The sequence below is a fragment of the Acidovorax sp. GW458-11-26-14-TSB4 genome (assembly GCF_059423865.1).
In genome coordinates, this window is record NZ_JBWKYR010000017.1 from 50,561 (window position 1) to 64,259 (window position 13,699).

14 protein-coding genes are annotated in these 13,699 nt (G+C 66.9%); 7 read left to right on the forward strand and 7 right to left on the reverse strand.

All coding sequences use genetic code 11. The features are described from left to right. Window positions 1-16: 16 nt before the first annotated feature. The 7 genes from AC07X5_RS25435 to AC07X5_RS25465 all read left to right on the forward strand — a co-directional run bounded on the left by AC07X5_RS25435 (window position 17) and on the right by AC07X5_RS25465 (window position 7,305). Complete coding sequence (locus AC07X5_RS25435; RefSeq protein WP_494772382.1) at window positions 17-1,090, forward strand: branched-chain amino acid ABC transporter permease; 1,074 nt, start codon at window positions 17-19, stop codon at window positions 1,088-1,090. Between the two features lie 76 nt (window positions 1,091-1,166). Then, window positions 1,167-3,323, forward strand: a complete 2,157-nt coding sequence (locus tag AC07X5_RS25440) for a D-(-)-3-hydroxybutyrate oligomer hydrolase (RefSeq protein WP_494772383.1) — start codon at window positions 1,167-1,169, stop codon at window positions 3,321-3,323. Between the two features lie 66 nt (window positions 3,324-3,389). After that, complete coding sequence (locus tag AC07X5_RS25445) at window positions 3,390-4,553, forward strand: ABC transporter substrate-binding protein (protein WP_494772384.1); 1,164 nt, start codon at window positions 3,390-3,392, stop codon at window positions 4,551-4,553. 59 nt (window positions 4,554-4,612) lie between these two features. Continuing rightward, window positions 4,613-5,587, forward strand: a complete 975-nt coding sequence (locus AC07X5_RS25450) for an alpha/beta fold hydrolase (protein WP_494772385.1) — start codon at window positions 4,613-4,615, stop codon at window positions 5,585-5,587. 69 nt (window positions 5,588-5,656) lie between these two features. After that, on the forward strand, window positions 5,657-6,367 hold the full coding sequence (locus AC07X5_RS25455) for an SDR family NAD(P)-dependent oxidoreductase (RefSeq protein ID WP_494772386.1): 711 nt from the start codon (window positions 5,657-5,659) through the stop codon (window positions 6,365-6,367). 107 nt (window positions 6,368-6,474) lie between these two features. Further along, window positions 6,475-6,744 (forward strand): hypothetical protein, encoded by a 270-nt coding sequence (locus tag AC07X5_RS25460; protein WP_494772387.1) that lies wholly within the window; start codon window positions 6,475-6,477, stop codon window positions 6,742-6,744. A 183-nt stretch (window positions 6,745-6,927) separates the two neighbouring features. Next, window positions 6,928-7,305 carry a response regulator gene (locus AC07X5_RS25465; RefSeq protein ID WP_494772388.1) on the forward strand — a complete coding sequence of 126 codons (378 nt, stop codon included), beginning with the start codon at window positions 6,928-6,930 and terminating at the stop codon, window positions 7,303-7,305. A 1-nt stretch (window position 7,306) separates the two neighbouring features. Here AC07X5_RS25465 and AC07X5_RS25470 read toward each other — a convergent pair whose 3' ends face one another. The 7 genes from AC07X5_RS25470 to AC07X5_RS25500 form a co-directional block, all read right to left on the reverse strand. Next, window positions 7,307-8,101, reverse strand: a complete 795-nt coding sequence (locus tag AC07X5_RS25470) for a DNA adenine methylase (RefSeq protein WP_494772389.1) — start codon at window positions 8,099-8,101, stop codon at window positions 7,307-7,309. Then, the gene (locus tag AC07X5_RS25475; RefSeq protein ID WP_494772438.1) at window positions 8,049-8,261 is read right to left on the reverse strand and encodes a Com family DNA-binding transcriptional regulator; all 213 of its coding nucleotides are present in this window, start codon (window positions 8,259-8,261) and stop codon (window positions 8,049-8,051) included. The genes AC07X5_RS25470 and AC07X5_RS25475 overlap by 53 nt, the downstream gene beginning before the upstream one ends. Before the next feature lie 153 nt (window positions 8,262-8,414). Then, window positions 8,415-8,636 carry a hypothetical protein gene (locus AC07X5_RS25480; protein WP_494772390.1) on the reverse strand — a complete coding sequence of 74 codons (222 nt, stop codon included), beginning with the start codon at window positions 8,634-8,636 and terminating at the stop codon, window positions 8,415-8,417. Further along, window positions 8,629-10,476, reverse strand: a complete 1,848-nt coding sequence (locus AC07X5_RS25485; RefSeq protein WP_494772391.1) for a hypothetical protein — start codon at window positions 10,474-10,476, stop codon at window positions 8,629-8,631. Before AC07X5_RS25485 ends, AC07X5_RS25480 begins: the two co-directional genes overlap by 8 nt. A 52-nt stretch (window positions 10,477-10,528) precedes the next feature. Further along, the gene (locus AC07X5_RS25490) at window positions 10,529-10,966 is read right to left on the reverse strand and encodes a hypothetical protein (RefSeq protein ID WP_494772392.1); all 438 of its coding nucleotides are present in this window, start codon (window positions 10,964-10,966) and stop codon (window positions 10,529-10,531) included. Continuing rightward, the gene (locus tag AC07X5_RS25495; RefSeq protein WP_494772393.1) at window positions 10,963-12,444 is read right to left on the reverse strand and encodes a LamG domain-containing protein; all 1,482 of its coding nucleotides are present in this window, start codon (window positions 12,442-12,444) and stop codon (window positions 10,963-10,965) included. Before AC07X5_RS25495 ends, AC07X5_RS25490 begins: the two co-directional genes overlap by 4 nt. A 3-nt stretch (window positions 12,445-12,447) precedes the next feature. Then, entirely contained in the window at window positions 12,448-13,674 is a 1,227-nt protein-coding gene (locus tag AC07X5_RS25500) for a hypothetical protein (protein WP_494772394.1), read from the reverse strand. Window positions 13,675-13,699 lie beyond the last annotated feature (25 nt).

Genomic DNA, 13,699 nt, shown 5'->3' on the forward strand with positions numbered 1-13,699 from the left:
AGCGAGGCACAAAGACATGCTGAACCGACTTCTCTCCGGTGACTACCCGCGCAGCAAGGTGCTGGCGGTGATCCTCGTGGCCATCTTCCTGGGCCTGGCGTTCGCGCCCTTCCTGTTCCCTGGCGTCAAGGCCCTCTCCGTCGCGGCCAAGGTGCTGATCTTCGTGGTGCTGGTCGCCAGCTTCGACCTGCTGCTGGGCTACACCGGCATCGTGAGCTTTGCGCACACCATGTTCTTCGGCATCGGGGCCTATGGCATCGCAGTGGCCACCACGCGCATGGGGCCGACCTGGTCGGCGCTGGCCGTGGGCCTGGGTGGCGCGCTGGTGCTCTCGCTGCTGCTGTCGCTGGCGGTGGGGCTCTTTTCGCTGCGCGTGCGCGCCATCTTCTTCGCCATGATCACGCTGGCCGTGGCGGCCGCGTTCCAGACGCTGGCCTCGCAGCTGTCGGACATCACGGGCGGCGAGGACGGGCTGACCTTCAAGGTACCTGGCCTGCTGTCGCCGAGCTTCGAGCCCTTTGACGAGCCTTTCCTGGGCGTGACCATCGACGGCCGGCTGATCTGCTACTACCTGCTCTTCGTGGTGGCCGTGGCCCTGGTGCTGGCGCTGCTGCGCATCGTGAACTCGCCTTTCGGCCGCGTGCTGCAGGCGATCCGCGAGAACGAGTTCCGCGCCGAGGCCATCGGCTACCGCGTGGTGGTGTACCGCACCACGTCGAGCGTGCTGTCGGCCCTGTTCGCCTGCTGCGCGGGCGCCATGCTCGCGCTCTGGCTGCGCTACAACGGGCCCGATACCTCGCTGAGCTTCGAGATCATGATGGACTGCCTGCTCATCGTGGTCATCGGCGGCATGGGCACGATCTATGGCTCGGCCATCGGCGCCGTGCTGTTCCTGGTGGCGCAAAGCTACCTGCAGGACCTGCTGCGCCTGGGCAGCGAGGCGGCCTCGGGCCTGCCCTGGCTGTCGGCGCTGCTCTCGCCCGACCGCTGGCTGCTGTGGCTGGGCGTGCTCTTCGTGCTTTCCGTTTACTACTTCCCCACGGGTGTGGTGGGGCGCCTGCGCGCGGCAGCAGCGCGCAAGGTGGCGTGAGGGCCGGGCCCGCGAGCCGGCCAGGGTAAAGCTGCGTTCCAGAAGTTCCAAAAAACACAACTCGGAGACAAACGCAATGAGCAACCTGAAAGCAAAGACGACGCAAAGAACCGCGCTGCTGGCCGTGTCTGCCGCCGTGCTCGCCGCCTGTGGCGGTGGGGGCGGTGACAGCGGCTCGGGCGGCGGCGCGAACCTGCGACCGGCCTACCTGGGCACCATCACCGAAACCCGCTACGACGGCGCCAGCAACGACCTGCTCACCGCCGGCCTGGGCGCCAGCGGCCTGGCCTCGGCCACGCCGCCGGCCTATGCCGATGCGGCCAAGCCGACCGCTGCCGAGCTGCGCCGTGCCGCCATCTACGTCAACTACCGCGCCATGCTGGACATGACGGCCGCAGGCGGCTACGGCACGCTGTACGGCCCCAATGTGGACGCCCAGGGCCGCGTGACCACGGGCGAGGGCAAGGTGCCCGGCACCGAGTACATCGCCTATGCCGACGACGGCAGCGGCCGCCAGAACGTGACCCTGATGGTGCAGGTGCCCGACAGCTTCAACCCCGCACGGCCCTGCATGATCACGGCCACGGCATCGGGTTCGCGCGGCGTTTACGGCGGCATCTCCACGGGTGAATGGGGCCTCAAGCGCGGCTGCGCCGTGGCCTATTCCGACAAGGGCACGGGCGCGGCCCCGCACGACCTGCAGAACGACACGGTGCCGCTGATCGACGGCACGCGCACCACGGCGGCGGCCGCCGGCAAGAACGCGGCCTTCAATGCCAACCTCACGCCCGCGCAGCTCGCGGCCTTCAACGCGGCCACGCCCAACCGCTTCGCCTTCAAGCACGCGCACTCGGGCCAGAACGCCGAGAAGGACTGGGGCACGACCACGCTGCAGGCGGTGGAGTTCGGCTACTACGTTCTCAACGAGCGCTATGGCGCGTTGCTCCCCACGGGCCTGCGCATCAAGTCGCTGACGCCGGGCAACACCATCGTCATCGCGTCCAGCATTTCCAATGGCGGCGGCGCTGCCATTGCCGCGGCCGAACTCGATACCCAGGGCCTGATCAGCGGCGTGGCCGTGTCCGAGCCCGCGGTGGAACTGCCGGCCAACCCCGGCGTCACGGTGCAGCGCGGCGGCACGCAGATTGCCGTCACCGGCCGCCCGCTGATCGACTACACCACCCAGGCCAACCTGTACCAGGCCTGCGCCTCGCTGGCGCCCTCGGTCAGCACCAGCCCCTATGCGGCGGCCTTTGCCGCCGGCTTTGCCGGCACCGCGCTGCCCATCGCCCCGGGGCGCTGCGCGGCCCTGCGTGCGCGCGGCCTGCTCACCGCCGACACCACGGCGGCCCAGGCCGAGGAATCGCTGCGCAAGCTGCGTGACTATGGCTGGGAGCCCGAGTCCAACGACCTGCATGCCTCGCTCGCCGCCTTCGAGGTGGCGCCCGCCGTGGCCGTGACCTTTGCCAACTCGCTCTCGCGCGCCAGTGTGCAGGACCACCTGTGCGGCTTCAGCTACGCGGCGGCCACGACCGCTGGGGCCGTCACCCCGCTCACGCCCCCGGCGGCGCTGGCCAGCATGTTCGCCACGGGCAATGGGGTGCCGCCTGCCGGCGGCGTGCAGCTCATCAACAACCGCGCCAAGCAGGGCCCGGCGCGCGACTTCCTGTCCGTGGCCGACAGCGGTGCCTTCGATTGGAACACCGAGGGTGCCGTCTGCCTGCGCAACCTGGTCACCGGCAGCGATGCCGCGGCGCGCAAGCTGCAGGCCGGTGTGGACGAAACGCGCCGCAGCGGCAACCTGCGCGGCAAGCCGGCCATCATCGTGCACGGCCGCGCCGATGCGCTCTTGCCCGTGAGCCACACCTCGCGCCCCTACACCGCGCTCAACAAGCGCGTGGAGGGCGCGGCCAGCAAACTGAGCTATGTGGAGGTGGCCAATGCCCAGCACTTCGACAGCTTCATCGGCCTGCCCACCGTGCTGCCGGGCTATGACACCCGCTATGTGCCGCTGCACGTGTACCTGAACCGCGCGCTGGACGCCGTGTACGACCACCTGGCCAGCGGCAAGGCCCTGCCCGCCAGCCAGGTGGTGCGCACCGTGCCGCGCGGCGGCACGCCGGGCAGTGCGCCGGCCATCACCGCCGCCAACGTGCCGCCGCTGGCCGACGTGCCTGCGGCGGGCAACGCCATCGCCGTGACGGCAGCCGGAGCCATTGCCATCCCCGAATAAGAACGACGACCCACCACAACAAAGCCGCCAGGGTGCATTGCGCACCCGGCGGCACAAAGGACGGACATGAACACATGGATCACATGGGGCCGCCGCATGGGCGCGGCACTCGCGATGCTGGGGGTGATGGGGCTGCTGGCGCTGCCGGCGGCGGCGCAGCCGCGCGGCACGGAGCTGGTGGTCGGCCAGGTGGCGCCGCTGTCGGGCGTGCTGGCGAGCACGGGCACGCAGATGGTGCTGGGCGGCAAGATCTACTTCGACGCCATCAATGCCCAGGGCGGCGTGCATGGCGCCACCATCCGCCAGTGGGTGGTGGACGATGGCTACAAGGTGCCCGACACGGTGCGCCTGACGCGCGAGATGCTGGCCAAGCCCGAGGTGGTGGCGTTGTACGGCTTTGCCGGCACGGCCAACATCACCCAGCTGCTGAGCGATGGCGTGCTGGAGCAGGGTGGGGCGGCCCTGGTGGCTCCCTATACCGGCGGCGAGTCGCTGCGCAGCCCGTTCAACCCCTGGATCTTCCACGTGCGCGCGGGCTACGGCGATGAGGCCGAGCACATGGTGCAGCAGCTCACCACGCTGGGCATGAACCGCGTGGCCGTGATGTACCAGGACGATGGCTTCGGCAAGGCCGGCCTGGCGGGGGTGGAGGCCGCGCTGGCGCGGCGCAACCTGAAGCTTGTCGTCTCGGCCGGCTACGAGCGCAACACCGACAAGGTGGACGATGCCGTCAAGGCCATCAAGGCCGCCGACGTGCATGCCGTGATCATGATCGCGATCAACAAGCCCGCGGCCGCCTTTATCCAGCGCTACCGCGAGCAGGGCGGTGGCGCGCAGCTGTACAACATCTCGGTGGTGGACCCGACCGAGCTGGTGAAGCTGGCGGGCCTGAAGAACGCGCACGGCCTGGGCATCAGCCAGGTGGTGCCGTACCCCTTTCGCCCGCAACTCCCCGTGGTGCGCGAGTACCAGACGCTGCTCAAGAAGTATGCGCCCGAGGCCGAGGTCAACTACACCAGCTTCGAGCAGTTCCTGGGCGCCAAGGTGCTGGTGGAGGCGCTGCGCCGCGCCGGCCCCGCGCCCACGCGCGCCAAGGTGGTCAAAGCCCTCGAATCGCTGCAGAACTACGACCTGGGCGGTATCAGCCTGGGCTACTCCCCTACCAACCGCATCGGCTCGCGGTATGTCGAAGTCACCGTCATCGGCGCCAACGGGCGCTTGATGAAGTAGCTGAACGCGCATGCCACCGGGCCGATCCACCCATCCACTGACTCACAAGGTTGTCCACCATGACCCCGTTATCGCGCTATGCCACCTGCGCCGGCTATGAAGTCCACTACACCGAATGGGGTGCGCCCGATGCCCCGGTGGTGGTGGCCTGGCATGGCCTGGCGCGCACCGGGCGCGACATGGACGACCTGGCCGCCCACCTGGCGCCGCGCTTTCGTGTGATCTGCCCCGACACCATTGGCCGGGGGCTGAGCCAGTGGGCGCGCAATCCGTCCGAGGAGTACCAGCTGCGCTTTTATGCGCGCATCGCGGCAGACCTGTTCGATGCCCTGGGGATCGAGCAGGCGCACTGGGTGGGCACTTCCATGGGCGGTGCCATCGGCACGGTGTGCGCGTCGGGCCTGTTCGAGCCACAGCTCAAGGGCCGCATCCGCAGCCTGCTGCTCAACGACAACGCGCCGCGCCTGGCGGACGATGCGCTCGGCCGCATCAAGGCCTATGCCGGGCAGCCACCGGCCTTCGATACGGTGGCCGAGCTGGAGGCCTTCTTCCGCCAGGTCTACCAGCCCTATGGCTGGCTCAGCGATGCGCAGTGGCGCCGGCTGACCGAGACCAGCACGCGCCGCCTGCCCGACGGCCGCGTGACCCCGCACTACGACCCGGCCATGGTGCAGCAGTTCACCCACCATGCCAACGACTACCTGATCTGGAACCACTACGACGCGCTCGACATCCCCGTGCTGTGCCTGCGCGGCGAGGATTCGGACCTGGTGCTGCGCGAGACCACCATCGAGATGCTGACGCGCGGCCCCGGCGCACGCGGCCAGGCGCGCGTGGTCGAGGTGCCGGGCTGCGGCCATGCCCCGGCCCTGAATGTGCCCGAACACTATGCGCTGGTGGACCGCTTCTTCGTGCATGGCGTGCAGGATCCCGGGCCCGCGGAACCGGTGCTGGTGCGCACGGCCGGCGGGCCTGCGGCGAATGCGCTGCCGCGCTCGCAATACCGGGCGCCCACGCGGCTGCAGTGGCCCTGAGATGATGGCGTGCTGACCGGATAGACTGCATGCCATGGCGCATCATCTGGGCACAGGCATTTCCTTCACATGCTGACAGACCACCTGCGTTCGTTCCCGCAAGGTTTTCGCGCCCTCGTCCTGGGTGCCTCGGGCGGCATCGGCAGCGCCTTCGTGCGGCACCTGCAGGCCGACCCGCGCTGTGGGTTGGTGGTCGGGCTGGGAAGAGGCACGGTGCCACCCGTCGATTTCGAGCGCGAAGCCACCGTGGCCGAGGCCGCAGCAGCGCTGGCGCCGCAGGGCCCGTTTCACCTCCTCATCGTCGCCACCGGCATGCTGCACGGCCCCGAAGGCATGCCCGAAAAGCGCCTGGGCCAGCTCCACTATGCGCAGATGCAGGCCTGCCTGCGCACCAACGCCATGGGCCCGGCGCTGGTCATGGCGCAGTTTGCGCCGTTGCTGTCCAAGGACCGCAGCGTGCTGGCGGTGCTGTCGGCCAAGGTGGGCAGCATTGGCGACAACCGCCTGGGCGGCTGGTACAGCTACCGCGCCTCGAAGGCGGCACTGAACATGTTCGTCAAGACTGCCGCGATTGAAGTGCAGCGCGGCAACCCTCTGGCCGTGCTGGTGGCGCTGCACCCCGGTACGGTGGACTCTGCCCTGTCGGCCCCGTTCCGCGGTGCCGAGATCGGCCGCCCGGCGGTGGACGCGGCGGCCGATATGCTGCGTGTGATCGACGGGCTCACGCCCGAATGCACGGGGGGTTTTTACGCCTACAGCGGGCAGCCCCTGCCCTGGTAAGGCCGCCCCGCAGGGGAGTTTGCGGTGTTCGCCTACAAAGAGCTTGGTACAGGCAGTACACCATGCGAAGGCTTTTCTCCTCGCTGTTTCCCTGACCTGCCAAGCCGATGCGTACCCAATCCGAAACCTTCAAATTCACCCGCGCTCGCAAGGTGGCCCACGGAAGATTCGCCCACGCCAGCACGGATGCCATCGGGGTACTGCAGTTCTGGACGGCGCTGGGCGCGGGCCGGTCGGGGGAAATTCTCTCGCAGCCGGGCGACGAGTGCCTGGTGGCCCGTATCACCTATCCGCTGCAGCAAAGCATGCTGGCCACCAGTGAACTGCATCAGTGCTGTGTGGCCCGTGGCATCACGCGCGAATCGGTACAGGAATAGCTCTTGGAGTGGCTGACTGAAGCGCGCCGCGATATTTGACGTCTCGGAAGCGAGATAAATCGAGGCGTCTCCGCTTTCACCCTACGAAAGGAAATTGCATACTGACGGGGTGGGTGCCGAAAGGGTGTAGGCTTCGGGAAGAGCAACCCTGAGGGAAAGGCAGTGCCGCGATCAATCCTGTTGGTGGACGACCAACCCGACATGCTGGAAGTCATGAAAGAGCTTTTTGAGCTCGATGGCCGGTCCGTGCGCACCGCTACCAGCGGAGCCGATGCAATCGCCCAGATGAAAGAGCAGCGCGCCTCCGTGGTCGTCATAGACGACGAGCTCCCTGACATCTGCAGCAGCGACCTGGCCTTTCACCTGAAGGCAGTGGTGGACACGCTCTGGCCCAAGCTGCCTTGCTTCACCATCGCGCTCAGAGGAGATTTGTTTCCTGCTGAGCTGGATAGCTGGCCCGGCTTCGATTACCTATTGACCAAACCAGTCGTCTTCGAGGAGCTCTCCAGCGTGCTTTCTCGATGCGACAAAGAGCTCGTCCAGCGCCTGGCTGCCCTGTGATTCAGAACAGCCCAGCCGGCTCGGCCTGGCGGTCCCAGCTGTAAATCACTAATTCACCCCGCTCGACCCGGTTGGCGCCGCCTCCCACCGTGTAATCGATCTTGAGCGCCTCCATTTCGTAAGCCGCGAAGCACTGGCGTATGGCCGGGTGGTCGTTGATGCTGATGACCGCCTTGCCCTTGATCTCCTTGAGCCTGGCCGCCATCAGTTCGTACTGCTCCCAGGGGAATGGCACGCCGTAGCCCTCGGTCTCCCAGTACGGCGGATCCAGGTAGAACAGGGTGTGCGGTCGGTCGTAGCGGGCCACGCAGTCAGCCCAGTCGAGCTGCTCGATGTATACGCCGTTCGCCAGGCGCAGGTGCGCCGCCGACAGGTTCTCTTCGATCCTCAATAGGTTGATGCTGGGGGCCGTGGTGGCGGTGCCCCAGGTTTGGCCCGCCACGCGGCCGCCGAAGGACTGTTGCTGAAGGTAGAAGAACCTGGCCGCTCGCTGGACGTCGGTGAGGGTTTCGGGGCGGGTCTCCTGCATCCATTTAAAGATCTGGCGGCTGGAGAGCGCCCATTTGAACTGGCGGACGAACTCCTCCAGGTGGTGGGTGACGACGCGGTAGAGGTTGACCAGGTCGCCGTTGACGTCGTTCAGGACTTCCACCTCGGCGGGGTGGCGGGTGAAGAACACCGCTGCGCCTCCCGCGAAGACCTCGACGTAGCAGCTGTGAGGGGGAAAGCGGCCGAGCAGCAGCTCAGCCAGGCGGCGCTTGCCGCCGATCCAAGGAATGATGGGATGGGGTGCCATGGGTAGGTCTCATTGCTTTCGACGCTCCATGGCGCTCTGGTGGGGGGCTCGCGGCCCTCAGAACGTTCATTGCCCCGCAGCGGGGGCACTTGATGGTGAGGACGGTGAACTCGCCCTCGCCCAACTTCTTGCGGCACGCGCCGCACCTGATCTCTTCCATTTTTTGCAAGCCTGTTTCTCTGTGCGAAAACTCTGGTAGGCTCGGCCGCACTCTGTACAGGGTGGCGGGCCTCGCCGGCTTGCAGGTCTACTCTGCAGTTGGGGCTTGGAAAGGTGTGACAGCACCCGACCAGGTCGCCCGTCTTTTTATCGTCTAGCCTTCCTCCTCTACGTAGGTCAGTGCGGGCGCCGGTCCCTCGATCACACCATCCCGTACCCACACGCGGCCGGTAATGCCGTCCTGGCCACGCGCGTGAATCCGAGCGCCGCCCGACAGCTCGATGGTGTAAACGCCGGCATCAAACCCTGCCACCGTGCCCACCTGCAGGGGCCGCTGTGGCAGCAGGTCCAAGAACTCGCGGAACAGGTTAGGCATGGGTCTCGATCTCCAGGGACTGGCGCAGCGTGGGGCGGTTCCACTCGACCGAGGTGCCTCGAACGATGCCGGCGACCGTGCGGTGCTTGCCCACATAGCGCACGAACTTACCCGGGTGAATGATCCCCGTGTCGGGCCGCACCTGCATGCGCAGGGTGACGGTGGTCTGCTGCCCGGTGTCGGATAGCTCGGCCTTGGCGCGCTGGCGCCAGGCTGGCAGATCGGTAATGAGTGCATGGGTGACGGCGGGAGCCAGGTTGGTGCCGTCTGTACCCGAGCGTGTGAAAGGCCCGAACACGCCGGCACTCACACCGCCCACAAACACCCGGTTGTAGGCGGGCCGGTCGACATAGTCATAGCCCGCGATCTCGGCGGCCGCAGCGGGGATCTCGATGTCCGGCGCCACGGTGTCCCACTCCCACGAGGGCGTGGGATAGCGCCGCAGCACGCGCAGCACCGCATCGGTCGGATGCGGCTGCACATAGCCCCCGGCCGCACCCGCGATATCGTTGATCGCCTCGATGTATTTGCCCTGCATGGCCCAGGCCCCGGCCGGCACCAGCCAGTCGTCCAGCGAGAAATCCACGCCCCACCCGATGGAAACTCCGTTGATGGTGAGCACATCGGCCATGAGCTGGGCGGCCGTGCGCTCGACGGTGTTGCCATAGGAGAGCACTGGCGCGCGCCAATCACCCAGGATGGAGGCCTTGCCCTGGCCCGATACGGCCCAGCGCCGGGGGCTGAACCGCTCATCCAGCTGCCTGCTGACAAGGCGCAGCCGGAACGGCCAGCCGTTGACGGACACCGCCAGCTCGGCGGGATCGCCGTTCAACTCGCGGCCCAGGTGCGGCTCCGCGTCATGGTGCAGGGATGCGGACCAGGACCACGTCCAAGACTTGCTGTCCAGCGACATGGAGAACGTGTGCGCGCGCAGCTCGGCGCCGGTGTCCACCCGGTGGAGCGTTATCGAATTAAGCACGATGTAGACCTTCTGTGTGGGGACGACGACAAGGGCCGGGGGCGTGGTGTGGCGCTCGCAGACGAACACCAGGCGCACCGGCAGCGAGCTGCTCGCCCGGTCCTTGAACAGGAGGCGGACGGGCAGCGTGGGCAGGTAGCACGGGTCGGGCAGTGGCGGCTCGGTCGGCACGATGACACTGCGCCCTGGGCGCGGTGGCCAGGCCACTTGAAAGTGGCTCCTCGTGGCCGATTGCAGCCGCACTGCAATACCCATGTCGTCCCTGACGCCTGCCCCGAGCTGCTCAGCCTGCTGGAACACCTGGCGCACAGCGCTGTAACGGTCGCGGTAGGCCTGCTGGAAGCCTTGACGCGCACCAATGGCCAGGCGCACCGCTGTCTGGAAATGCTGGCGCACTGCGGCCGGCGTGGGCACGCCCTGCTGGAAGTCGGAGCGCACGGGCGGCACGTCCAGGCGCGCGGCCTGCTCGTATCCCGTGTGCACAGCGTGCTGCAAGCGCTGGGTCTGCTGCCAGCCCGAACGGATGGCGGCTGGGGCGCGCTCGGCATCCTGCCAGCGCGATGCCACCGCCACAGGCAGCGGTGCCGACTGCTGCCAGCCGTCCAGCGTGCCGAGCTGCAAGGTGCCGGCCTCCTGCCAACGGTCTTGCACCTGGCCCACTGTGGGGCGTGAGACGTTGACGTTGTACGAGGCGGTGAAATGGCCTCGCAGCCCCGACAGCCTGGCCGTGCTGTTGAGCCGCGCCACTGTCCGCAGGGTGAAATGCCCGCGCAGGCCAGAAAGGCGCCCCGAGCCGTGCAGCGTGGCAGGCGGAATGCCTGGCCCGCCGTCTTCCTCGCCGAAGACGAGACGCACCGGCATGCCGGAAACCGGCGGCAGGGTGAATAGGAGCTTGACGGACGCCACATCGCCCTCAACCGAAAGTCAGCGCGCCGAGCTGCACCAAGCCCCCGGCCTGCAGCGTTGGGCTCTCGTCGCCTGGCGCGGTCACGGCGCCTTCAACGCGGAATTTGCCCAGGTGCGCAGGGTCCATGTCCACTACCTTGCCAGCGGCTAGCAACTTGCCATCCGAGCGCACCCAGCGGCCCCACAGGGGCACGCCCGAGGCCATCACCATCGAGCCCGCTGGCGCGGCCACATGGAGCGTCAGACCTTCGGCAGCGACAGAGCCGCAGGGCTTCGCCATCACCACCTCCACCTGGTGGGCCACGGGCGGCTCTTCGAGCTCCGATGCCGGCAGCATCGTGTACAGGAGGATGCGCGAAGCACCTGCAGGCGCGTCAGCGAACACCACCGTAGCGGCAAGGTGGGCAGCAGCGAGCTCGGGCCCGATGACCAGGTAGTCGCTCATGCCATCAGCTCCGGTGTGAGGTTGTCAGCGATGGTGGCGCGCTTGTCGCGCAGATGGTCGAAAGCCTGCACGCAGTACACCTCGTTCATGTTGAGGTAGTCAAAGCTCCAGGTTCCATCGGCGTTGCTCCACTTCTCGGCGATGGTGTAGCCATCCTTCTCCTTTTGAAGGCGCACCTTGCAACGCTTCGGAAAGTCTGGCGAGCCATCCACCTCGGTGGTCCCGTACAGGCGGCCACGGCCGCCGTGGTACAGGTCGAAGGCCATGCCAGCGGTTGGGCGCATCAGGGCCAGCGGGCTGGCGACACCGGGCAGGATCTGCCCATTGATCAACCCCAGCGCCACATTGAGGGTGTTCCGCAGGAACGGTGACGCGCCCACCAGGGCTTCATAGGGCGCAGTGGGCGGCGTGAAACTGGCGGTCCATGGGGCGAGGCCCTTCACCACCCGCAGTTCATCGATGTAGCCAGTGACAACCCCGAAAGGTCCGCCGCCGCCATAGAAGTAGCTGCCCACCACGCTCGGCCGCGTAGGGCTCACCACGCAAGGCGTGGCGTGCGTTGCGGTGTTCTCCAGCACCCCATTGACGAAGATGCGGAACACATTGCCCTCGCGGGAAATGGCGACGTGATACCAGGTGTTCAGCGCCAGGGTCGTCGTAGCCAGCAGGGAGAAGTTCCCGAGGCTGTTGTTCTCCACGAAGAACTCAGGCTTGCCGCCTGTCACGTACAGGCCATAGCCTCCGATGCGAGGCCCGTCATTGGAGCCGAACAGGCACGGCGAGTTGCCCCCGCCGGCATGGGTGTCCAGGCGCACCCAGCAATCAATGCCGAAGTTGCCCGTCTGCATGTCGAACGCGGGGTGCCCGGTTGGGCCCACGTAGCAGTAGGTGCTGCCGTTGCAGCGCAGCGAGGTGGTGCCGAACTTGGCAGCGGCGCTGCTGAAGGCCCCGCCGCTGCCGCTGAGGGTGAAACTGTTGGGGCTGCTCTCAATCGTCCCGCTCGCAAGGGCGCCGCTCGTGCCCTCGAAGTGCACAAGGGCCGAGGTAATCGCAGAGAAGACCGTGAAGGAAATTTCAGTGCCGAGCGTGCTGGCGCCAGGCCAGGCAAAGCTGCCGATGGTCCCGATGGGCTCCCAGTTCGTGCCGCTCCAATACTGCAGGTCCAGCTGCGCCGGAAAGAGGTCTTTCGCGGTGCCGCCGCCGATGCGAATCCCTGTCACCTCTGCAGCGGATGCGAGTTCCCATTCCAGCCAGAAGCCCGGCGAGCTGAAGTCTTTCCGTGCAAATGTGCAGAGGGTGGATAGGTTGGCGTCCTGCAGGTTGGCCAGGCTGCCTACAGAAGGCGCGTGGCTACAGGTGATCGTGGCCGTTGCATCCACGCGCGTGGCCCCTGCATAGAGCTGCAGCGAGGATATGGACAGGGCCCCGGTGCCATAGGCCACGGGGGAGCGCACACGCCATTTGGTGACAGCTGGCATCGCTTAGGCCCGCCAGTCACGGGTGACATCAAAGAAGATGGGGAAGTCTTGGCCGGATGAGCTGAGCGTGCCCCCGCCGATGAGGGACATGAGCTTGACCCCCGCATAGACACCAGAACCATCAACGAAGCCACCGCGCGAAAACTGGTTGTTGTTCGCCCCTGATTGAGGCATATAGGCCACGCCAGGGAACACCCCCCTCGGGCCGTTGGTTTCCAGCGGAGCGTGCCCTAGGACGATGTCGCAAAGGATCATCCCGTTATTGGCCTGCGCCGGGAACGGGCCCAGGCCGGCTGTATCGGCTCCGGAAACACCGGCGGTCGATGTAGAGGCCAGCCCCCGCCACGCAAGCACACGCGAGTTGCCCAGGCCGGTATGGGACCGCATGATGTGGCCAATGAATGAAGTGGCCGAATTGCTCCCCTGCTGCACAGTGCCAGAAGGCGTAGCGTTGACCTCGGATATGGCGGCCAGCAGGACACCGCAATAGGGATCGCCAGGCTTGTATGGCTTGATGTCCCCGAAGTAGTGAATTGTGCTTCCCAGGGTGGAAGAGCCAGAGAAGTGGGTGCAGGGCGCGAAGTAAAAGCCACGGCTGTCGCCCACGAGGGACCAAGCCTGCGCGGCCGATGTATTGGCGTTCGTCTTCCACCAGTAGTTCCCGTTCGCCAGGTTCGTGGTCGTGGGGCTTTGGTTGGTGCCGGTGTCCACATCCGTCATGGACTCGAACATGTGGACCCGCGCAGAAAAGGCACTGGCCGGCGCTGCTGCGGTGTCGAGCACGCGCAGGTAGGGCCGCGAGGAGGCTGGGTCCAGGGGCCGGAAAACCGCCTTGTTGGTGCCGGTGTAGATCTTTTCCCAGCCGAGGGGGGCAATCTTGAACGTGGCAGACGACAACGTCGCAGTGCCGTCCGGCATGTCGGTCAGGAAGGTGGCCGAGGTGGTCGAGACCGTCTTGACCCGCTGCTCCCCATTTAGCGCGGCATACGTGCCTGTGATGCCGGCCAGCAGAATGACGGCCTCAGGCGCCGCGGCGCTGGCCGGCGCGGCAAACCCGATGGTGGCCACGCCACCGGCGATCACCAGGGAGGTGATCGACTTGATGCCGAAGCCGGTCACAAGCACTGCGTCCAGCAGCGCAATCGCGCTCCCTGCCGCGTTGTTGAGGACAGGCGCGCCTGCCATCGTGTCGAAAATGATTTTGGTAGAGGTGCTGACGAGAGAAGCCATGGATGTGGTCCTATGAAATTGAGGC